The 21462-nt window shown below is 51.6% G+C and carries 19 protein-coding genes; 6 read left to right on the top strand and 13 right to left on the bottom strand.

Annotated features, from left to right (window positions below):
* From truB to ppx, 3 genes are all read right to left on the bottom strand, one after another.
* Positions 1 to 915 carry a tRNA pseudouridine(55) synthase TruB gene (gene truB / locus DBY95_RS03835; protein WP_107723446.1) on the bottom strand — a complete coding sequence of 305 codons (915 nt, stop codon included), beginning with the start codon at positions 913 to 915 and terminating at the stop codon, positions 1 to 3.
* Positions 916 to 979: 64 nt separating this feature from the next.
* Positions 980 to 1351, bottom strand: a complete 372-nt coding sequence (gene rbfA, locus DBY95_RS03830) for a 30S ribosome-binding factor RbfA (RefSeq protein WP_003685554.1) — start codon at positions 1349 to 1351, stop codon at positions 980 to 982.
* A gap of 87 nt (positions 1352 to 1438) precedes the next feature.
* On the bottom strand, positions 1439 to 2947 hold the full coding sequence (ppx, locus tag DBY95_RS03825) for an exopolyphosphatase (RefSeq protein WP_107723445.1): 1509 nt from the start codon (positions 2945 to 2947) through the stop codon (positions 1439 to 1441).
* A gap of 172 nt (positions 2948 to 3119) precedes the next feature.
* Here ppx and DBY95_RS03820 point away from each other — a divergent pair, with 172 nt between their 5' ends.
* The 3 genes from DBY95_RS03820 (at position 3120) to DBY95_RS03810 (ending at position 5769) form a co-directional block, all read left to right on the top strand.
* Positions 3120 to 3743, top strand: a complete 624-nt coding sequence (locus tag DBY95_RS03820; RefSeq protein WP_107723444.1) for a lytic transglycosylase domain-containing protein — start codon at positions 3120 to 3122, stop codon at positions 3741 to 3743.
* A 114-nt stretch (positions 3744 to 3857) separates the two neighbouring features.
* Entirely contained in the window at positions 3858 to 5240 is a 1383-nt protein-coding gene (locus tag DBY95_RS03815) for an MFS transporter (RefSeq protein ID WP_036491405.1), read from the top strand.
* A 1-nt stretch (position 5241) separates the two neighbouring features.
* Positions 5242 to 5769: a single-stranded DNA-binding protein gene (locus DBY95_RS03810; RefSeq protein WP_049323447.1), complete on the top strand. Its 528-nt coding sequence runs from the start codon at positions 5242 to 5244 to the stop codon at positions 5767 to 5769.
* A 70-nt stretch (positions 5770 to 5839) separates the two neighbouring features.
* Here DBY95_RS03810 and DBY95_RS03805 read toward each other — a convergent pair whose 3' ends face one another.
* From DBY95_RS03805 to argB, 5 genes are all read right to left on the bottom strand, one after another.
* The gene (locus DBY95_RS03805; protein ID WP_107723443.1) at positions 5840 to 6547 is read right to left on the bottom strand and encodes an SIMPL domain-containing protein; all 708 of its coding nucleotides are present in this window, start codon (positions 6545 to 6547) and stop codon (positions 5840 to 5842) included.
* A 110-nt stretch (positions 6548 to 6657) separates the two neighbouring features.
* Positions 6658 to 7149 carry a DUF1841 family protein gene (locus DBY95_RS03800; protein WP_070814496.1) on the bottom strand — a complete coding sequence of 164 codons (492 nt, stop codon included), beginning with the start codon at positions 7147 to 7149 and terminating at the stop codon, positions 6658 to 6660.
* A gap of 100 nt (positions 7150 to 7249) precedes the next feature.
* Positions 7250 to 7525, bottom strand: a complete 276-nt coding sequence (ftsB, locus tag DBY95_RS03795) for a cell division protein FtsB (RefSeq protein WP_003679613.1) — start codon at positions 7523 to 7525, stop codon at positions 7250 to 7252.
* 23 nt (positions 7526 to 7548) lie between these two features.
* The gene (eno, locus tag DBY95_RS03790; RefSeq protein WP_003746198.1) at positions 7549 to 8835 is read right to left on the bottom strand and encodes a phosphopyruvate hydratase; all 1287 of its coding nucleotides are present in this window, start codon (positions 8833 to 8835) and stop codon (positions 7549 to 7551) included.
* A gap of 263 nt (positions 8836 to 9098) precedes the next feature.
* On the bottom strand, positions 9099 to 9986 hold the full coding sequence (gene argB, locus DBY95_RS03785) for an acetylglutamate kinase (RefSeq protein WP_107723442.1): 888 nt from the start codon (positions 9984 to 9986) through the stop codon (positions 9099 to 9101).
* Positions 9987 to 10160: 174 nt separating this feature from the next.
* Between argB and DBY95_RS03780 the strand changes: the two genes are divergently transcribed.
* Positions 10161 to 11291, top strand: coding sequence for a M14 family metallopeptidase (locus tag DBY95_RS03780; RefSeq protein WP_049332717.1), 1131 nt, complete (start codon positions 10161 to 10163; stop codon positions 11289 to 11291).
* A gap of 74 nt (positions 11292 to 11365) precedes the next feature.
* Complete coding sequence (lgt, locus tag DBY95_RS03775; RefSeq protein ID WP_107723441.1) at positions 11366 to 12226, top strand: prolipoprotein diacylglyceryl transferase; 861 nt, start codon at positions 11366 to 11368, stop codon at positions 12224 to 12226.
* Between the two features lie 76 nt (positions 12227 to 12302).
* On the opposite strand, the gene trkA is transcribed toward lgt, so the two are convergent.
* The 5 genes from trkA to DBY95_RS03750 all read right to left on the bottom strand — a co-directional run bounded on the left by trkA (position 12303) and on the right by DBY95_RS03750 (position 18990).
* Positions 12303 to 13715, bottom strand: coding sequence for a Trk system potassium transporter TrkA (trkA, locus tag DBY95_RS03770; protein ID WP_049323440.1), 1413 nt, complete (start codon positions 13713 to 13715; stop codon positions 12303 to 12305).
* A 94-nt stretch (positions 13716 to 13809) separates the two neighbouring features.
* Positions 13810 to 15261 carry a DASS family sodium-coupled anion symporter gene (locus tag DBY95_RS03765; protein WP_107723440.1) on the bottom strand — a complete coding sequence of 484 codons (1452 nt, stop codon included), beginning with the start codon at positions 15259 to 15261 and terminating at the stop codon, positions 13810 to 13812.
* A gap of 212 nt (positions 15262 to 15473) precedes the next feature.
* Positions 15474 to 16727 (bottom strand): complex I 51 kDa subunit family protein, encoded by a 1254-nt coding sequence (locus DBY95_RS03760; protein WP_107723439.1) that lies wholly within the window; start codon positions 16725 to 16727, stop codon positions 15474 to 15476.
* Positions 16724 to 18352 carry an FAD-binding protein gene (locus DBY95_RS03755; RefSeq protein WP_107723438.1) on the bottom strand — a complete coding sequence of 543 codons (1629 nt, stop codon included), beginning with the start codon at positions 18350 to 18352 and terminating at the stop codon, positions 16724 to 16726. Before DBY95_RS03755 ends, DBY95_RS03760 begins: the two co-directional genes overlap by 4 nt.
* The gene (locus DBY95_RS03750; RefSeq protein ID WP_107723437.1) at positions 18352 to 18990 is read right to left on the bottom strand and encodes a 2Fe-2S iron-sulfur cluster-binding protein; all 639 of its coding nucleotides are present in this window, start codon (positions 18988 to 18990) and stop codon (positions 18352 to 18354) included. The genes DBY95_RS03755 and DBY95_RS03750 overlap by 1 nt, the downstream gene beginning before the upstream one ends.
* A gap of 854 nt (positions 18991 to 19844) precedes the next feature.
* Between DBY95_RS03750 and DBY95_RS03745 the strand changes: the two genes are divergently transcribed.
* The gene (locus tag DBY95_RS03745; RefSeq protein ID WP_003746217.1) at positions 19845 to 21368 is read left to right on the top strand and encodes a fumarate hydratase; all 1524 of its coding nucleotides are present in this window, start codon (positions 19845 to 19847) and stop codon (positions 21366 to 21368) included.
* The last annotated feature ends 94 nt before the right edge of the window (positions 21369 to 21462 follow it).

Here is a 21462-nt window from a genome sequence, read left to right as displayed (position 1 = left end):
TTATTGGTCGGCGGTATTCATCAGGCGCAAGGCTTTCAGACGGTCTATTTCTTTTTGATACTCCACCAGTCCGATAAATGTGCCGTCTCGGCTGTACACACGGATGGGCTGCTCGGCGGAAATGTCGTCGCTGAACTGGGGACGTTGGCCGTGTTTGAGCATGGTAACGGCGTAGTCGTTTAGCTCAAGTTTGGGGAAATGTTGCACTAAGACATCGCAAGGCAGCAGCAGGGCATCGCGTTCGGCTTCGTCTAATTCTGCCAAGGCTTCGAGCGTGTGGCTTTGGGCAATGGTAAATCCGGCGGTTTCAGTACGGCGCAGGGCAGTCAGGTGGGCGAATGTGCCGATGTGTTTGGCGATGTCTTCGCTGAGGGTGCGGATATAAGTGCCCTTGCTGCAACGTACGTCTATCACGGCTTTGGGTGCATCAAATTCAGTGATATCAATGGAGTAGATGGTGATATCACGCGCTTTGCGTTCGATAACGATGCCTTTGCGTGCGTATTCGTACAGTGGTTTGCCTTCGTGCTTGAGGGCGGAAAACATGGGCGGCACTTGGCGGATATCGCCCGTTAAGGCGTGGCAGGCCGTCTGAAATTCGGACAATGAAATATCGGCGCGTGCGGTGGCAACGATTTTGCCTTCGGCATCACCCGTGCTGCTGGCTTCGCCGAGCTTCAGCGTGGCGGTGTAGGCTTTGTCGGCATCCAGCAGATATTGGGCAAACTTGGTCGCTTCGCCGAAACAAACAGGCAAAAGCCCTGTGGCCAAAGGATCGAGTACGCCGGTATGCCCGGCTTTTTCGGCACGGAACAAGCGCCGCGCTTTTTGCAGGGCGGTGTTGCTGGAAAGGCCTTCGGGTTTGTCGAGGAGAAGAACGCCGTTGACCGGGCGTTTGGTGGGTTTGGTTGTCATATCGGGTAGGAGGTAATGTTCAGGCCGTCTGAAAGCATTCAGACGGCCTGTGTGTTTTAATCAATCAGTCTTCAACCGGTTTTTCCGCCGCCACTTGGTCGATCAGGCTGGAAATGCTCATGCCGCGTTCGAGTGATTCGTCGTATTTGAAGTGCAGCTCGGGCGTTTTGAAGAGTTTGATGCGTTTGGCCAATTCGCTGCGCAAATGGCCTTTGGCGTGTTCCAAAGCTTCTTCGGTGATGTCGCGCGTGCTGTCGTCGAGGACGGTGTAGAACACGGTCGCGTGGCTGTAATCGCGGGTAACTTCGACTTCGTTGATAGTGATGAAGCCTGCGCGCGGATCTTTCAGGCCGGTGCGGACGAGTTCGGCCAGTTCGCGCATGATTTGTTCTTTGACACGGTCTTGGCGGGCGTAGCCGCGTTGGGGTTTTCTCATGGTTTTCCTTGATGTATGACAGGCTGTCGTTTTCAGACGGCCTGCGGTTTGGATTTTGAACAGTTGCCTATTATAACGGAGCGCGGTTTATTGTGCTTGAACCGAGAAAGGCATATCGATTTTTTGCCATTGCGCGCTTTCGTAGTCCAGCGCATCGGCGATGAGGGGGTGTTGCTCCAGCCATTGGGCGTTGATGCGCAAGATGAAGCTGTGGTTGTTTTCATCGATGCGAAGCTGGGTTTGCGGCGGCAAATCAAGCGGCAGGCGCGAGCGGCAGAAGAGGGCGGCCAGGCGCAGGGATAATACGGCACACCACATGATTTCGTTGTCGCCGATAATATCCGCCATTTTCTTGAGGTCGCCGCGATGGCCGATAACCAGTTGCGCCAAAATGGTTTGCTCTTTGCGTGAGAATCCCGGCATATCGGCGTTTTCGAGAATGTAGGCGGAGTGTTTGTGATAACCGGTATGGGCGATATCCAAACCGATTTCATGCAGACGGCCTGCACGGCTGAGGTATTGGTTCCACAGGGCAAGCTCTTGAACGGTTACGTTTTTGACGTGGCACAGGCTATTCATGAAGGCTTGCGCGGTATCGGCAACACGTTTGGCTTGGTTGAGGCTGACGTGGTAGCGTTTTTGGAATTCTGCCGTTGTCTGCTCGCGCATATCGACATTGAGGCTGCGGCCGATTAAGTCGTAGAACACGCCGTCGCGGAGGGCGGCTTCGGTAACGGTCATTTTGGTCAGCGAGAGTTCGTCGAAGGCGGCCATCATCACGGCCAACCCGCCCGCAAAAACTTCGACGCGTTCAGGTTTGAGATTTTCAAATTTGGCTTTTTTAACCGAACCGGCTTCGATAATCCTATCGGCAAGATAACGCATACCTTGGGCGGTAATGTCGGCTTCCTGCGGCAATTCGGCCGCCAAAACGTCGCGTATGGATTTGGCCGAACCGGACGTGCCGATGGCGAAATCCCAACCGGTGCGCTTCATCAGTTTGCTGATGCGCTGGATTTCGATACGCGCGGCGGAAACGGCGGCTTGGAAATCTTTTGCGGTTACTTTGTTTTGGAAGAAGCGCATGCTGTATGTTACGCAGCCCAAAGGCAGGCTTTCTGTGGTCAGCGGTTGCAAATCCGAGCCGATGACAAATTCGGTCGAACCGCCGCCAATGTCGATAACCAGCATTTTGTCGCCTTTGGGCGGCAGGGTATGCACTACGCCGGTGTAAATCAGACGCGCTTCTTCGCGGCCGGCAATGACTTCGATGGGAAAACCCAGCGCCGCTTCGGCACGGGGCAGGAATTGGGCGATGTTTTTGGCGACGCGGAAAGTGTTGGTGGCCACCACGCGCACGTTTTCAGGTTGGAATCCGCGCAGGCGTTCGCCGAATTTTGCCAAACATTCCAAGGCTTGTTCTTGAGAGGCTTCGCTCAGGTTTTTTTGTTCGTCCAAGCCGGCGGCAAAGCGTACCATTTGTTTGAAGGAGTCGATGACTTTCAGCTGGCCGTTGTTGTTTTCACAAATTTGCAGGCGGAAACTGTTGGAACCCAAATCGACGGAGGCTAAAACGTTGGCGGGAGTGGTGGTCATAAAAAATACCGCTTGATTAGAAAAACCTAAATGTTACTTGAGGCGGTATCACTTGACAATAAAAGGAATACAGCTCTTTGATTCTGCTCATAGATGTATTTTATAATGCTGATTTTAAGCAAATATATCAAAGGCCGTCTGAACTTTTCAGACGGCCTAAAAAGAGAAACACATGAAATCGGAAAACCAAGATTCCTTATTTTTATCACGCCGCCGCCTGTTGCAAGTCGGCGGAGCCATGCTTTTGACGCCTGCGGCTGCATGGGCGGGGGCGCAACGTGAAGAAACGCTCGCCGATGATGTGGCGTCCGTGATGCGCAGTTCGATCAATAGCGCCAGCCCTGCGCGGCTGGTGTTTACCGATGCAAGGGAAGGGGAGCGTTGGTTGGCGGCGATGTCTTCCCGATTGGTACGCTTTATTCCCGATGAAGGCGAGCGCCGCCGCCTGCTGATCAATATCCAATACGAAAGCAGCCGCGCCGGACTCAATACTCAAGTGATTTTGGGTTTGATTGAAGTGGAAAGCGCGTTTCGCCAATATGCCATCAGCGGCGTGGGTGCGCGCGGTTTGATGCAGGTGATGCCGTTTTGGAAAAACTATATCGGCAATCCGTCGCACAACCTTTTCGACATCCGCACCAATCTGCGCTACGGCTGCACTATTCTGCGCCATTACAACAATATCGAAAAAGGCAATATTGTCCGCGCGTTGGCAAGGTTTAACGGCAGCTTGGGCAGCAACAAATATCCGAATGCCGTATTGGGCGCGTGGCGAAATAGATGGCAGTGGGGTTGAGCGGCTTGCGATTTGCCCCATGCAATTCCTTTGAATCCTGTATAATCAGAAAATCTGTTAATTCACACTTTCAGACGGCCTTTCGCAAATTTAAGGCCGTCTGAAACATTATTTATGGCAAGAGATAACCGCATTCAAATGTTTCCGCACGAATGGCGTGCCAGTACCACACTCTCAGGCGTTTACGCACTGCGTATGCTGGGGATGTTTTTGGTGCTGCCTGTTTTGGCAATGTATGCCGCTTCGTTGCCCGGTGCGGAAGATAATAAAGCATTGGTCGGTATGGCAATGGGCATTTACGGGCTGACACAGGCCTTGTTGCAGCTGCCATTGGGCATCGCTTCCGACAAGTTCGGCCGTAAAAAAGTGATTTATATCGGCTTGATTGTGTTTGCCGCCGGTAGTTTTTTGGCCGCAGTTGCCGACAGCCTGCAAATGTTGGTCGCCGCGCGTGCCATTCAAGGCGCGGGTGCCGTCAGCGCGGCGGTAACCGCTTTGCTGGCGGATTTAACCCGTAGCGAAGTGCGGACGCGTGCGATGGCGATGATCGGCCTGAGCATAGGCTTGACCTTCTCCGTCAGCCTGGTGCTTGCCCCGATGATTGCCAGCTTTATCGGCGTATCCGGCCTGTTCGCGCTGACCGGTATCCTGACGGTAATCAGTATCGGCGTGGTTGCGTGGATGACGCCAGAGCCGGAAGAGTCAAAATTGCACGAAGATACACAGGCGCAGCCTTCACGTATGGGCGAAGTATTGAAAAACCGCCAGCTGCTCAATCTCGATTTCGGCATTTTTGCCTTGCATGCGGCGCAAATGGCATTATTTACCGCATTGCCGTTTGCCATGACGCAGTTGGGTTTGGAAAAAATCCATCACTGGCAAGTCTATCTGCCGTCAACCATTACCGGCCTGATTATTATGGTGCCGCTGATTATCGTCGGCGAAACACGCAACAAGCTTAAGCAAGTGTTTATTCTCGGTATCGTCTGCATCGCGGCGGCACAAATCGGCTTGCTGTTTGGCATGCACTCGATATGGTTGATTACCGCTTATTTGATTGTTTATTTTATTGGTTTCAATGTATTGGAAGCCAGCCTGCCGTCTATGGTATCGAAAATCGCCCCGTCCGATTTGAAAGGAACGGCGATGGGCGTGTATAACACATTACAGTCGGTCGGCTTGTTTGTCGGTGGCGCGACCGGTGGCTTATTGTTCCAAAAATATGGGTTTTCAGGCGTTTTTACCTTTTGTAGCGTATTGATGCTGCTGTGGCTGGTATTGGCACTCATCTTACCGGCACCGAAACCCGTCAAAAACCTCAGCTATCCGCTTAACGCCGAATGGCAACAAAATCCGGATTTGCTCTACCAAAAACTGACCGAAATTGAAGGCGTCGAAAGCATCAGCTTCAGCGCAGACAAACAAACCATTTATATCAAGGCCTTGCAAAAAGGATTCGACCAAGAGGCCGCCGAAAAAATCATCACAGGAGTGTAAAATGTCATTGAATAAAGTTATCCTCATCGGCCGTCTCGGCCGCGACCCGGAAGTCCGCTATATGCCCAACGGCGAGGCCGTCTGTAATTTCAGCGTTGCCACCAGCGAAACTTGGAACGACCGCAACGGCCAACGCGTAGAACGTACCGAATGGCACAACATCACCATGTACCGCAAACTCGCCGAAATCGCCGGCCAATACCTGCGTAAAGGCAGCCAAGTGTACCTGGAAGGCCGTATCCAAAGCCGTAAATACCAAGGCAAAGACGGCATCGAACGCACCGCTTACGACATCATCGCCAATGAGATGAAAATGCTCGGCAGCCGCAACGACAACAGCGGCGGCGCACCATACGATGACGGCTATAACCAAGGCGGTCATTCAAGCCAAAGCAGCTACCAACAAGCGCCACAACAGCAATACCAATCTGCCCCGGCGCAAGAACCCCCGGCCGCCCCGGCCCGTCGTCCTGCACCGGCACAACCGACCGCTCCGGTTGAAGATATCGACGACGATATTCCGTTCTAATGACGAGATAATAAAAGGCCGTCTGAAAAATAGACTTCAGACGGCCTTTAAAATGATTTAAAAGAAAATCCTACATTTGTACCGAGCCGTTGACGGTCAGGCTGATTTCTTCCGAACCCGGAGAAGCCGGTACGCCATCTTCTATTCCTGCAGCCACTTCTGCGGCGGGGATTGCACGCAGCATTTTGGCGTGTGCAAAGTCGCCGCCGACTTGGCGGTTGCCGATATGACCCAAGTTGAGTTTGACGATTTTGTAGCTGGAGAAGCCGAGTGTTTGGGCGAGGTTTTGGGCGCGGTCTTTGAAGCGCAGGATGACGGCTTTACTCAGTTGGTCGACGGTTTCTTCGCGTTTTTCTTTGGATACGGAAAATGAGGAACTTTCCAAAACGGCGATATTGATGCTGTCGGCAATCAGGCGGTTGAGTGCTTCAAAGTCTTTGCTTTCTACTTTGAAGTAGGCGTGTTCTTCCCAGCCGGTTTGGGTACGTTTGCCATTGGTGTATTGATAGCGTGGGGAGGCGTTGCGTTCCATCAGTTCGGCTTTAAATTTGCTGTTTTGGGAGATTTTGTTGAACTGGTTGAATTTCTTCATGAAGGCTTGGTTGACGGTTTGACGGTCTTTGCCTTCTGCATTGACGCTGAAATACGCGGTCATGGTGTCCCGCGGTACCTCCATGTTGGCGGATTCGGAAAATTCAACGATGTTGTAGTTGAGACTTTCGGCTGCTACAGGCAAGGAGGCGGCTAGCAGTAGGGCGGTAAGGGTTGGGCGGAGCATTTTGGTTTCCTTATAAGGGGATTTCAAAAAAGTAATTTAGCATGAAAGATGGAAACGTTGGCTTTGGTGAGTGTAAGGATTTGTATGGGATGAGGCCGTCTGAAAAGAAGTTACTTTGTATCCATTAGGCCGACTTCATGGGGATTGAGGCGGGCGTTTTCTTCTTGGCCTAAGCCGACCAATTTCCGCAAGCGGGTCATGTAGGCGTTGACGTCAAGGCCCCGTCCGTAGCGTTGTGCTTCCCAGATGGTTTCTGCCAAGGCTTCCATCATGTCGTGTTCGGCTTTGACCCAGTCGCCGTTGTAACGGGCGCAAAGTTGTTGGTGGATGGCACGGATGCCCGGCGGTTGGTCGATGGCGCTTTGCTCTTGGAGGGAAAGGTGTAGCGACATATGCAGGAATGGGTTGCTTTCGCCGTCTTCGGGCAGCCATTCTTTATCTAAATATTGCTCGATGTCTTCGAGATAGTGTCCGTATTCGGGATGGGCTTCGATAATGCGTAAGGCTTTTTGTTGCAGGCCGTCCAATTGGAGCGGTGCGAGCCTGTGTTGCCAGACGTGGGCAAAAAATCGGCGGACATCGTGGGTGTTTACGTCATACATGATGGGTATAATTTGATTTTGGGATATGTGATTATATAGCGATTGCGATAAAAAAGGCCGTCTGAAAAGTGTGTTTTCAGACGGCCTTTTTTGACAGGGTTTAGCGGCGGTCGATGATTCGGTAATATACTTCGCCGTCTTGGACATAACCCAATTCGACGCGGGCAATTTCGGCGATGGCCTCTTGTCCGTGTGCCAAGTCTTCAACTTCCGCATTGAGGAAATTGTTGCGTAAAGTGAGCGTTTGGTTTTTTTCCTCCTGACGGACGAGCTGCTCCTGCAATTCTTCCGTATGCCCGACGCTGCCTTTGCCAAACCAAAGGCTGTACTGACAGCACAACAGTGCGAAGGTTAAAACAAAAGTCACCCACTTCATACAATCAATATCCTATATTTTGCTTATTTGCCCAGTTGGTAGAATGCGGCTTTGCCGGGGTAGTAGGCGGCTTCGGCCAATTCTTCTTCAATGCGCAGCAATTGGTTGTATTTCGCCATGCGGTCGGAGCGGGACAGGGAGCCGGTTTTGATTTGCATACAGTTGGTGGCAACTGCCAAGTCGGCAATGGTGCTGTCTTCAGTTTCGCCAGAACGGTGGCTCATTACGCTGGCGTAGCGGTTGCGTTTGGCCAAGTCGACGGCTTGCAGGGTTTCGCTCAATGTACCGATTTGGTTGACTTTGACCAGCAATGCGTTTGCCACGCCTTTTTCGATGCCTTCGGCCAAGATTTTTGGATTGGTTACGAACAAGTCGTCGCCGACCAATTGAACTTTTTTGCCCAATTTTTCGGTCAGCAGTTTCCAGCCTTCCCAGTCGTTTTCGTCCATGCCGTCTTCGATGGAAATGATTGGGAATTCGTTAACCAGGCCTTCCAGGTATTCGGCAAATTCTGCGCTGGTGTAGGAGCGGCCTTCGGCTTCCAGGTGGTATTGGCCGTCTTTGTAGAATTCGCTGGATGCGCAGTCCAGGGCGAACAATACGTCTTCGCCTGCTTTGTAGCCGGCGGCTTCGGTGGCTTCCACCATCAATTGTAGGGCTTCTTTGTGACTGTTCAGGTTGGGTGCGAAACCACCTTCGTCGCCGACGGTAGTTGGGAAGCCTTTGCTATCGCACAGTTTTTTCAGCGCGTGGAAAATTTCGGCACCGCAACGCAGGGCTTCGCGGAAAGATTTTGCGCCGACAGGCATGATCATGAATTCTTGGATGTTCAGGCTGTTGTTGGCGTGTTCGCCGCCGTTGATAACGTTCATCATTGGAACCGGCAGAGCCATTGGGCCTGCGCCACCCAAGTAACGGTACAGCGGCAGGCCTGCATCTTCAGCGGCCGCGCGTGCTACGGCCATAGAAACGGCCAAAGTGGCGTTGGCGCCCAAGTTGCCTTTGTTTTCAGTACCGTCCAATTCGATCATGATTTGGTCGATATAAGATTGCTCGCTGGCATCGATGCCGATGAGGGCTTGCGCGATTTGGTTGTTAACGTGGTCAACGGCTTTCAATACGCCTTTGCCCAAGTAACGGGATTTGTCGCCGTCACGCAGTTCCAAAGCTTCTTTTTGACCGGTTGATGCGCCGCTTGGTACGGCTGCACGGCCCATAACGCCGGATTCCAACAATACGTCACACTCTACAGTAGGGTTGCCGCGAGAGTCTAAGATTTCGCGTGCAAAAATATCAACGATTGCGCTCATGAATATCTCCAAAATAGGATGGTAAAAGAAAAGTAGCTTTGTTATGCTTCAGACGGCCTTGAGGATGATTGCCGAAGTCTGATGAATGCAGACATTATACCGTCTTTGCCGGGCATGGCATCGGTGTCGGTATGAAACCGACTGTAAGTTTGTTTCACGTCAATATCGTTTAAACAAACAGTAAGTCGTATAGTGTAACATTTTTTCCCCTTTTTAGGGTGAAAAGCTGATTAAATCAGGCATAAGGCCGTCTGAAAACCAGATTAGCCCTTGCCTAAAATCATCGAACCTACACCGTCATCGGTCAGCACCTCCAAGAGCAGGGCGTTGGGAACGCGGCCGTCTATGATGTGCGTGGCTTTGACGCCGCTTTTGGCGGCTTCGACGGCGGAGGCAATTTTAGGCAGCATGCCGCCGTACAGCGTGCCGTCTTCAATCAGTTCGTCAATGCGGCTTGGTGTCAGAGTGGTCAATAATTTGCCTTCTTTATCCAGTACGCCGGGGATATTGGTCATCATCAGCAGTTTTTCGGCTTGAAGTTTTTCCGCCAGTTTGCCGGCAACCAAGTCGGCATTGATGTTGAACGCTTCGCCGTTTTGGCCTACGCCGATGGGTGCGATGACCGGAATGCAGCCGCGCTCGACCAAGCCTTCCACCAAACGGGTATCGATGTCGGCCACTGTGCCGACTTGGCCGATGTCCACGCCTTTTTGCTCGGGCGTGTCGATCAGGAGTTTTTCCGCTTTGATGAAGTGGTTGTCCCGGCCGGTAATGCCGACGGCGCGACCGCCGAAGGAGGTAATCATGGAAACGATTTCTTTATTGACGTGTCCGCCCAAAACCATTTCTACGATGTCCATGGTTTCGCTGTCGGTGACGCGCATGCCTTGAACAAATTCTCCTTTTTTGCCGACTTTTTCCAGCATTTCATTGATTTGCGGGCCACCGCCGTGAACGATGACGGGATGCAGGCCGATCAGTTTGAGCAGGACGACATCGCGTGCGAAGCCCTCTTTTAAGGCCGACTCGGTCATGGCGTTGCCGCCGTATTTGATGACGATGATGGAGCCGGAAAAACGGCGGATATAAGGTAAAGATTCGGCAAGGACGCGCGCTTTGATCGCAGAGGAGACAGATTGTTGCTGAGTCATGGTTTCAACCTTGTTTCATGATTTCGGCCTTTATCTTAATCCCAAAGGCCGTCTGAAACAATATTTCCAAGCGCTTGAAATCCTGTTAAATCAGTTAAATGGTTGAAACCAGCCTCATGCAAACGGTAAAATGACGGTTTGCTTCGGCCTCTTTGCCGATTACTAAGGATACCCATGATGAAAATCAGCACCCAATTCGATGCCGGTTCGGTCGTTGTCAAAGACTTGAGCAACCCTGCCGATATCCGTCTCGCCCTGCGTCCCGACAATGCTTCGGAGTTTGCCCAATGGTTTTACTTCCGTTTGCAGGGTGCGGCCTATCAAAACTGCGTGATGCATTTTGAAAATGCGGCGGACGCTGCGTATCCTTTGGGCTGGGAGGACTATCAGGCTTGCGCTTCTTACGACCGCCAAAATTGGTTCCGCGTGCCGACCAGCTATGAAAACGGCGTGTTGACCATCAACCATACGCCTTTGTCCAACAGCGTTTACTACGCTTATTTCGAGCCTTATTCCAACGAGCAGCATTTGAACCTTTTGGGCGATGCGCAGGGTAGCGGCTTGTGCCGTATCGACGACTTGGGCAGCACTGTTCAAGGCCGCGATATTAATCTGTTGACCATCGGCAACCAAGTCGAAAGCGACATGAAAGTCTGGATTATCGCCCGTCAACATCCGGGCGAAACCATGGCGGAATGGTTTGTCGAAGGTTTGCTGGGTCGTCTGCTTGATCCGCAAGATCCGACCGCGCGCATGCTGCTTGACCGTGCGACTTTCTACATTGTGCCGAATATGAATCCGGACGGCTCGGTATTGGGCAACCTGCGCACCAATGCCGCCGGCGCCAATCTCAACCGCGAATGGGAAAACCCGACTTTGGAGCGAAGCCCCGAAGTTTTTACCGTCCGCGAAAAAATGATGGAAACCGGCGTGGATTTGTTCTTGGATATTCACGGCGATGAAGGTCTGCCGTTTGTCTTTGTGGCCGGTACCGAAGGCGTGCCGAACTACAACGAGCGCATTGAAGCCTTGGAAGAACAATTCAAACTTGCGCTGCTCAATGCCAGCCCCGATTTCCAAGACGATTACGGCTATGACAAAGATGCGCCGGGTCAGGCAAACATGACTTTGGCGACCAACTGGGTCGGCAATCATTTCAACTGCCTTGCTTATACTTTGGAAATGCCGTTTAAAGACAATGCCAACCTGCCGGACGACGATTTCGGCTGGAACGGCCAACGCTCGCTGCGCTTGGGCGAGGCCATGTTGTCTGCTATTTTGAATGTGGTTGGCGATTTGCGTTAAACCGTCCGACACTGCATACAGGCCGTCTGAAAGTTCAGGCTTTCAGACGGCCTTTGAGATAAGGAATACACATTATGATGATACATCCCCAGTTTGATCCGGTGCTGATCAGCATCGGCCCGCTTGCCATCCGCTGGTATGCCTTGAGCTATATCGTCGGCTTTATCCTGTTTACGATTTTGGGCCGCCGTCGTATCGCGCAGGGCAATTCTGTGTTTACTAAAGAAACACTCGACGATTTCCTGACTTGGGGTATCTTGGGCGTCATCTTGGGCGGCCGTATCGGCTACGTTTTGTTTTATAAATTTTCCGATTATCTTGCCAACCCGTTGGATATTTTCAAAGTGTGGGAAGGCGGCATGTCGTTTCACGGCGGTTTTTTGGGTGTGGTCATTGCCATGTGGCTGTTTGGCCGCAAGCACAACATCAGCATTTTAAAATTGATGGATACCGTTGCACCGCTCGTACCGCTGGGCTTGGCTTCCGGCCGTATCGGCAACTTTATCAACGGCGAACTTTGGGGACGCGTGACCGAACTCAATGCTTTCTGGGCGATGGGTTTCCCTCAAGCGCGTTACGAAGATGCGGAAGCCGCGGCGCACAATCCTTTGTGGGCCGAATGGCTGCAACAATACGGCATGCTGCCGCGCCATCCGTCTCAGCTTTACCAGTTTGCCCTTGAAGGCATTTGCCTGTTTGTCATTGTTTGGATTTTCTCGAAAAAACCACGTCCGGTCGGACAAACGGCAGCATTGTTCTTGGGCGGTTACGGATTGTTCCGCTTTATCGCCGAATTTGCCCGCCAGCCTGACGACTATCTCGGCCTGCTAACCTTGGGTTTATCCATGGGTCAATGGTTGAGCGTGCCGATGATTGTATTGGGCGTGATTGGTTTTGTTTGGTTTGGCCGTAAAAACAGCGTTGCCAAAGAGTAAATAAAACAAGAATAAAGGCCATCTGAAAAGGTTTTCAGACGGCCTTTTAATGTCTTCAAGAGGATGAATTTTAGGCTTAACCGAAAAAGCCCATTTTGACTTGAATGAGTTTTTCCAACTCTGGCAGGACGCGGCGGCGTGAGACGAAGAAGATAATGTGGTCGCCGTCTTGGAGGATGGTTTCGGTGTGGTGTCCCATGATGACCTCGCCGGTTGCGCCGCGGACGATGGCGGCGATGTAGCAGTCGCTCGGCCATTTGATGCCGCTGATGCGGCGGCCGACGATGGCGGAAGTGTTTTTGTCGCCATGTACCACCACTTCGATGGCTTCGGCCGTGCCGCGGCGCAGAGGGTGGACGGCAACGATGTCGCCTCGGCGGATGTGGGCGAGGATGGAGCCGATGGTAATCAGATGGGGGGAAACAACAATATCGATTTTGTTGCCTTCGAGCAAATCGACGTAGCTTGAGCGGTTGACGATGGTGATTACGCGTTTGGCACCAAGGTTTTTCGCCAACAGACTGGACATGATGTTGTTTTCGTCATCGTTGGTCAGCGCGCAGAAGACGTCGATTTCGTCGATGTATTCTTCGTCCAGCAGGGTTTCGTCGGTGGCGGAACCTTGCAGGACGAGGGTGTTGTCCAGATTCTCGGCCAGCCATTCGGCGCGGTGGGGTTTGTATTCGATGATTTTGATGTCGTATTTGGATTCGAGCTGCTTAGCGAGGCGGTAGCCGATGTTGCCGCCGCCGGCAATCATGATGCGGCGGGTACGCGCTTCTTTGGGGCGCAGTTCGCGCATGATGGCTTCCACGCTGTTGATGTCGGCGGCAAACAGGACTTCATCGCCTTCGATGATGACGGTTTGCGGCGTAGGGACGATCAGGCGGTTGTTGCGGTAGATGGCGCAGATTTGGCAGTCCACGCCTTCGAGCAGGTGTTGGTTGATGTCGGCAATTTCACGGCCGATCAGCAAACCGCCTTTGCGCGCCTGAACAATCACCATGCGCACTTTATCGTTGGCAAAACTGAGTACCTGCAATGAGCTGGTGTAGTTGAGCAGGCCGACAAGTTGTTCGGTAACCAGTTGTTCGGGGCTGATGGTTTCGGTAATGCCGAAGATGTTGAGGCTGCCTTCTTCGGGGTTGTCGCTGCCGGCAACCGGATATTCGAGGTATTCGCTTGAGCGCACGCGTGCGATGCGGCTGGGGATGTTGAATAGGTCGGCGGCGATTTTGGAGGCGACAATGTTGGTTTCGTCGCTGCGTGTCAGGGCAAGCAGGAGGTCGGAGTCTGCCGCGCCTGCCTGTTCGAGGGTAAAGGGCGATGCGCCGTTGCCGACGATGGTTTGGACATCGAGGCGACTGCTGATGCGGTTGAGCGCTTTTTCGTCGATGTCGATGATGGTAACGTCGTTGCTGGGAACAGAGGCGAGGTTTTGGGCGACGGTCGAGCCGACTTGGCCGCTGCCGAGAATGAGTATTTTCACGGTAATCGAGTGTGTTCGGTAAAAGTGAAATTGTAACAAAAGGCCGTCTGAAATTGGAGTTTCAGACGGCCTGATTTTTCAATCGGCTAAAGAGTTACCAATAGCCCAAGGCTTTCCACCACAAGATGCCTACAGTGCTGAAAATCAGGATTTCGACCACGCTCATGATGAAGCCGGCTTTCCACCATTCGGTCATGTTGACGTAGTTCGAACCGTAAATGACAGGTGCAGAACCGGTGGCGTAGTGAGTCAGTGACATCATGATGCCGGTAGCGGCTGCCATAATCAGGGCAAACAGCATCGGTGGTGCGCCCAAGGCCAAGCCTGCGCCGTAGAATGCGCCGAACATGGCGGTAACGTGTGCCGTACCGCTGGCGAAAACGTAGTGGGCGTAGAGGTAGGCCAACATCAACAGGGCGCAACCGGCTTCCCAACCCAAGCCCATGTGGGCGATACCGCTTTGCATGGAGTCGGACAACCAGCTGATGAGGCCCAGTTTGTTGAGGAAGTTTGCCATCATAACCAAGGCCGCAAACCAGACGATGGTATCCCACGCGCTTTTTTCTTTCAGCGCGTCGTCCCAAGTCAGTACGCCGGTCAACAGGCACAGGCTCAAGCCGAGGAAAGTGGTGGCGGTAGCGTCCACTTTCACGCCAAACAGCATTTCAGGAATACCCGCCCACAACAGCAGCAGAACTAAGAAAATACCCAGCATGATTTTTTCTTCACGCTTCATCGGCCCCATGGCAGCCAAATGCTCTTTTGCCAATGCAGTGGCGTTAGGGGTTTGTTTGATTTCAGGCGGATACAGGAAATACAGTACTAGCGGCATCAGCAGCATAGCAATCAGGCCGGGTACGACCATTGCCAAGAACCAAGTACCCCAAGAGAGTTGGATCTCCGAATTGGTGGCTTTGGCAACCAATTCGACTACCAGCGGATTAGGTGCGGTGGCGGTGATAAAAATCAGACAAGTAATCACATTGGAGTGGAAGTTGACCAGTGAAAGGTATTTGCCGATTTTGCCTTCCGTCCCTTTTTCTGGGTCGGAGTCGAAGCTCAAGGCAATGGATTTCATAATCGGATGCACGATGGCACCGCCGCGTGCAGTATTACTCGGCGTTACCGGACCGATGACCAAGTCGGCCAGCGCCAGGCTGTAACCCACGCCCAGCGTGCGTTTGCCGAAGAGGGAAATCAAAAGGTAGCCGATACGCATACCCAAGCCGGTTTTCAACAGGCCGCGTGAAATGATGATGGCGATACCGATCATCCAGATGAGCGAGTTGTTGAGGCTGCTCAAAGCGTCTTTGGTTGCATCGGCGGCTTTTTCGTTGGTCACGCCGGTCAGTGCAACCAAGGTAATACCCAAAATCGCCATTGCGCCGATAGGCATGGCTTTACCGATGATGCCGGCAATAATGCCGACGAACAATGCCAAAAGATGCCATGCGTCAGGCGATACGCCTTGAGGAACGGGGATAACGAACCAGATAAGCAGCGTCAGCACAAGTGCGACCGCAGCAGGAATTGGCTTGAAGCCCATGTTGAATCTCCTAATTTGAGGATTAAAGAATTGGGAAATCAGTTTTCAGACGGCCTGAGTATTGCTTAAGGCCGTCTGAACGTATTTTGGTAGGTTCGGAAGGTATTTTTCTTAATGGGTTTCTTTTCTATCTTGGAAAGAAGAGAAAGGGGGGCGGGTATCGTTTTTCAGACGGCCTTTACAGTAACAGGCCGTCTGAAAACAATACCGATTTACTCCTGTTCTGCCGGCAGGCCGTACTCTTCAGGGAAGGTACGCAGCGAGCTTTGCAGAACCGTTACCGCGCCGTCAATCAGGCCGCAGCGGCCGCTTCGGGGTAGCAGTTGGCACAGGCTTTGCAGGGCGCGCAGGTCGTCTGAAGTGCCGATGCCGGTGTCCACGCGGTTGAGCAGGCGGGAAAGTTGGAACGTGCCGCCTTTGCACGGCGGGCATTGTCCGCATGAGTTGGCAGCAAAAAACTCCACATATTCAGAGACTTTACGCACCACACTCGTGCCTTCGGAAATCACAATCATCGCACCCGTACCGAGGCTGGATTTGCGTTCGCGCACGGAAACGAAGTCCAATGGCACATCCAAATCTTTGGCAGTCAGAAGCGTGTTTGATGGACCACCAGTGAAGACGGCTTTAAACGTGCGGCCTTCAAGCATACCGCCGCCGTGATCGAAAATCAGTGATTTCAGCGTTGTACCCATCGGCAGCTCGTACAGGCCCGGGTTCAATACGTCGCCGGAGAGCGAGTAGAGTTTCGTACCTGCGGCATCGCCCAAACCCAGCGATTTGTACCATTCCGCACCTTTGGCAAGGATTTGCGGAATATTGGCGAAGGTTTCGGTGTTGTTGATTAGGGTCGGTTCACCGTTAACACCGCTTTCGGCTGGGAAAGGCGGTTTGCGGCGAGGGAAGGGGAAACCGCCTTCCAGCCATGAAATCACAGCGGTTTCTTCGCCGCCGATATAACGGCCAGAAGTTTCAACCAGCTGCAAATCCAAAGGTTTGCCCAAGTAGTTTTCGATGCGGATAAACAAATCACTGTTTTTCCATTGCTCGATGGCCGGTGTGATGGAGGCGATGGATTCGGTTTGATGCGGGTTGATGTACAAAATCGCTTTGTTGGCGCGGCAGGCAACAGCGGCAATCAGGACGCCTTCGATGACTTGGTGCGGCGTTTTTGCCAGCAAAACGCGGTCTTTGAATGTACCTGGTTCGTCTTCGTTGGCATTGCAGACGACGTATTTGTCGCCATTTTTGCTTTGGGCGGCAACGGCGGCCTCCCATTTGCGCCAAGTCGGGAAACCTGCACCGCCCATACCGCAAAGATTGGCATCTTGCAGTTTGGAAACAATGCTTTGTGGATCGGCAAGCGCAGCCAGCAGGCCTTCGCCACCGCCGACTTTGCGCCAAGCGGCTAAATCTGCGCCGACTTGGCGGGAAGGATGCAGTAAGTTTTGATTGGCTTGGTTCATGATTGTTGCTCCTGCAAACCGGCGTGTTCGCGCAAATCGAATTTGCCGTAGTCGGGATATAAAACGGGGGCTTTGATGTCGCTGGTCAGACCGGCGCGGGTCATTTCGCGTTGCAGGTCGTGGACGTGTCCGACACCGCCGCGTACTTTTTTCAGAGGCAGGCCGCAACCGGCGGCGGCTTTACCCGCGCGGCGGCCGAAGCTGATGATGTCCAAAAGCGCATTGCCCATCAGGCGGTTGCGGCCGTGAATACCGCCGGTTACTTCGCCGGCGCAATAGAGACCTTCAACGCAGGTTGCGCCATCGCCGTTGATTTCGATACCGCCGTTTTGATAGTGCAGGGTCGGATGAATCATGACCGGCTCAACGGCAGGGTCGATGCCGCATTTATGGGCAACGTGGCCGAGTGTTACCAAACGGTTTAATACGTCAGGGTCGTTAGCAATCAGGCGCGGGGTGTCGAGGAACACGCCGACTTGACCGTCTCGTACCACGCCGCGGCCTTCGCGGCATTCACGCAGAATCGCAGCGGCAACAACGTCGCGCGGTTGCAATTCGTCAACGAAACGTTCGCCCAAACCGTTGACCAGCTTGGTGCCTGCAGAGCGCACTGCTTCGGAAATCAGCGCGCCTGCCAAGTGTGGAGGGTGGGCGACGCCGGTTGGGTGGTATTGGAAAGAATCGACATCGCGCAGTTTGGCGCCGATACGGTAAGCCATTACCAGGCCGTCTGCAGTCGCGCCATAGTGGTTGGAAGTGGCGAAACCTTGCAAATGCAGGCGTCCGCTGCCGCCGGTTGCCAATACCACGGCTTTGGCGTGAACCAATACCAAAGAGCGTTTTTCCAAATCGTACAAAATCGCGCCGACGCAGCGGCCGTGTTCGTCCGACAATAATTCGATGGCGGGGTGGCGGTTGAGCTGTGTGATGTTTTCGTCGAGCTCGACTGCCTCGCGCAGTACGCGCATCATTTCGAGGCCGGTAAAGTCGCGGTAGCTCAAAATACGCGGTACGGTTGTACCACCTGCGCGTTTGCGGCTCAACATGCCGTTGCTGTCCGCGCCTTTGGCAAGGTCGAAAGTCATGCCCAAACCGATCAGCCAGCGGATGGCGGACGGCGCGTCGGTAACCATTTGCGCCACCAATTCTTTTTTGCCTGCGTTGTGGCCGCCTTTGATGGTATCGTCAAAGTGTTGTTGCAGGCTGTCTTCCGCGCCGACCGCAGCTTGAATGCCGCCTTCGGCCATCACGGTATTACTGTCGCCGATACGCAGTTTGTTCGCCATGATGACGCGTGCTCCGGCTTCAGTGGCAGACAATGCCGCTGCCGCGCCCGCTCCGCCGCCACCAATTACCAATACGTCGGTGTTCAAGTGTTCTGCGCCTGATAAATTATAGTCGTCAATCAGAGGCTGACTGATTAAGAGTTTGGCCAAATCAGGATGGCAGTAATCGCCTTGGTTTGGGCCGATAGGCAGTTTCACACGTGCATTTGCCTGATAGTCAGGGTGAAATTGGCTCAGTAATTCGTTTTTTTCAGGTAAATCGCCGCGCAGCTCCAATGAGGACGCACGCAGGTTGGCAAGGGCAGTTTCGTAGTCTATGCCTTGGATTTTGTTAACCATTACACTGACTCCTCTTCAAATTCGACTTTCATTTTGCCGCTGTCGATTTCGCGCAGGCGGCGCATCAAATCCACAGGACGCAATGTGCGCGCCGCTTTCATACGGCGGGCGAACAAGCCCAAGTGGTTCGGACGGATGTGTTCAGGGCAGGAGAGGGTGCAGAGGTTGCACATCACGCATTGGTCAAAGGTCAGCGCAGCCGCACTGAAATCGCCGGAAACTACCTGCGCTACGCCGTTTTCCACTTGCAAACCTTTAGGACAGGCTCGATTACAGCCGCCGCAATGACGGCAATTTTGCGCTTCAGGGAAGGCTTTGGCGGTATCGTCCAACCAGTTCCAGCCATCACCAATCTCGCCGACGTCGTAATATTGGATGTGCTCCGGAATAAAGTAGTCCAAGAAGCTGACTTGCATGCCTTCTTCAACTTTGGTTTCGCATGCCAGTGCAGTGGTGACTTCGCGCTCGCCTTCTTTACGAATCATACAGCGGCAGGAACCGCATACGCCTTGACCCATACAGCCGACATTGGCAGTAATTGCATTGCCTGAACGGGCATAGGCTTGGATGATTGACGAGTCGGCGGAAGCTTTGACTTCATGGCCGTCTATGGTCAGGGTTAACAAATTTTCACTCATGGTTTGTTCCTGTGAAATTGGAAGTTGGAATAGTGGGTAATTTGATTAATTGTATTTTTATTACATTTATTGCGTATGAGGAAAATATCCAAGTGATTTACTCGGAAATTCTTTTAAAATCAATGTTTATCTTTATGAGTCGAAGTGTATCAGAATTTAGTGGTTTTGATGATAGGGGTAACCTAAGGTTTTATAGAAGGAGGATTGCAAACAAAATATGCCTATTATTTAGACAAATTTATTACAACAATTTGATTTTAAAGGTAAAATAAAATTACTTTTTTATTATAAATTTTAAAATATTCGTATATTTACTAGTAAAAATCATTATTATATGTTAGACAATTTTACATAGATTGTTGTATATATTGAATAATATTCTGATAGGTAAGTAAGTGAAAAGATTGTTATAAAATTTCAGAAAATTAAATGAGTTTGATATCAGTCAAGAAGATTGAGGGAGAAAATGACACAGATTTTACAATTGTGTATCGTGTTGGAAAATAAGAAAGGCCGTCTGAAATTTAGGTGGTTTCCTTTTAAATACAAGCTACTAAATTTCTTTCTCAGATACTTAAGGCAAACATTTTCAGACGGACTTGTAATTAGAATATCATTTAAAAATAATGTAATTTTATTTCTGTGTAAGTGAATGGTCAGTGGATATATATTATCAATAACCAAGTGATTTAATGCGATATTAAATTCTATTTAAATCAATAAGGTATGAAAATGATATTGTCTGGGTCATTCATTTGAAAGCACTATTACACTATTGAAGGCCGTCTGAAAAAATCGGTCTCTTAAGAAATAAACAAACCCTCCCTACCATGACTCCGAAAAGGAACACAATCATGACCGTCATCAAGCAAGAAGACTTTATCCAAAGTATTTTCGATGCTTTCCAATTCATCAGCTATTACCATCCTAAAGACTACATTCAGGCTTTGTATAAGGCTTATCAAAAAGAAGAAAACCCTGCCGCCAAAGATGCGATGGCGCAGATTTTGGTCAATAGCCGTATGTGTGCTGAAGGCCATCGTCCGATTTGTCAGGATACCGGTATTGCGACCGTATTCTTGAAAGTGGGCATGGATGTACAGTGGGATGCCGAGATGAGCGTACAGGAAATGGTTAACGAAGGCGTACGCCGTGCATACACCTATCCTGACAACAAACTGCGCGCCTCTGTATTGGCCGATCCGGCTGGTAAACGTCAAAATACCAAAGACAACACCCCTGCCGTTGTACATATGGAAATCGTAAAAGGCGACAAAGTCGAAGTCACTTGCGCAGCCAAAGGCGGCGGTTCTGAAAACAAAACCAAAGTTGCCATGCTCAACCCTTCAGACAATATCGTTGATTGGGTCTTGAAAACCGTTCCTCAAATGGGTGCCGGCTGGTGTCCTCCGGGTATTTTGGGTATCGGCATCGGCGGTACGCCTGAAAAAGCAGTGTTGATGGCCAAAGAAAGCCTGATGAGCCATATCGATATTCAGGAACTCAAAGAAAAAGCCGATTCCGGTGCAGAATTGTCTACAACTGAAGCCCTGCGCTTGGAACTCTACAAAAAAGTAAATGCCTTGGGTATCGGCGCACAAGGTTTGGGCGGTTTGAGCACCGTGCTGGATGTCAAAATCCTTGACTACCCAACCCACGCGGCTTCCAAACCGATTGCCATGATTCCAAACTGCGCGGCAACCCGCCACATCGAATTTGAATTGGACGGCTCAGGCCCGGCCAAACTGGAAGCACCATCTTTGGAAGACTGGCCGGATCTGACTTACAGCCCGGACAACGGCAAACGTGTCGATGTCAACAATCTGACCAAAGAAGAAGTGGCCACATGGAAAACCGGCGACGTATTGTTGCTGAACGGTAAAATCCTGACCGGTCGCGATGCCGCGCACAAACGTTTGGTTGATATGCTCAACAAAGGCGAAGAATTGCCGGTAGATTTCACCAACAAACTGATTTACTACGTCGGCCCGGTTGATCCAGTCCGTGACGAAGTTGTTGGTCCGGCCGGTCCGACTACTTCCACCCGTATGGATAAATTCACCCGCCAAATGCTGGAACAAACCGGCCTCTTGGGTATGATCGGTAAATCCGAACGCGGCGCAGCAACTTGCCAAGCCATTGCTGATAACAAAGCTGTTTACCTGATGGCTGTCGGCGGCGCAGCATATCTGGTTGCCAAAGCCATTAAAGCGTCTAAAGTCTTGGCTTTCCCAGAATTAGGTATGGAAGCGATTTACGAATTTGAAGTCAAAGACATGCCTGTAACCGTTGCGGTGGATAGCAACGGCGAATCGGTTCACGCCATTGCGCCAAAACAATGGCAGGCCAAAATCGGTATTATTCCGGTTGAAGCTTGATATTTGACTGAATAATCAAAGGCCGTCTGAACGATTTCAGACGGCTTTTTTTGTTTACAAATAATTCAAATGTTTTCAAACGAGTAAATTTCCC

Origin of the sequence: Neisseria subflava (assembly GCF_003044935.1) — a bacterium.
Lineage (GTDB): Bacteria > Pseudomonadota > Gammaproteobacteria > Burkholderiales > Neisseriaceae > Neisseria > Neisseria subflava_E.
The sequence above is the reverse complement of the archived record's forward strand: the minus strand, read 5'-3'. Positions and strand labels throughout refer to the sequence as shown.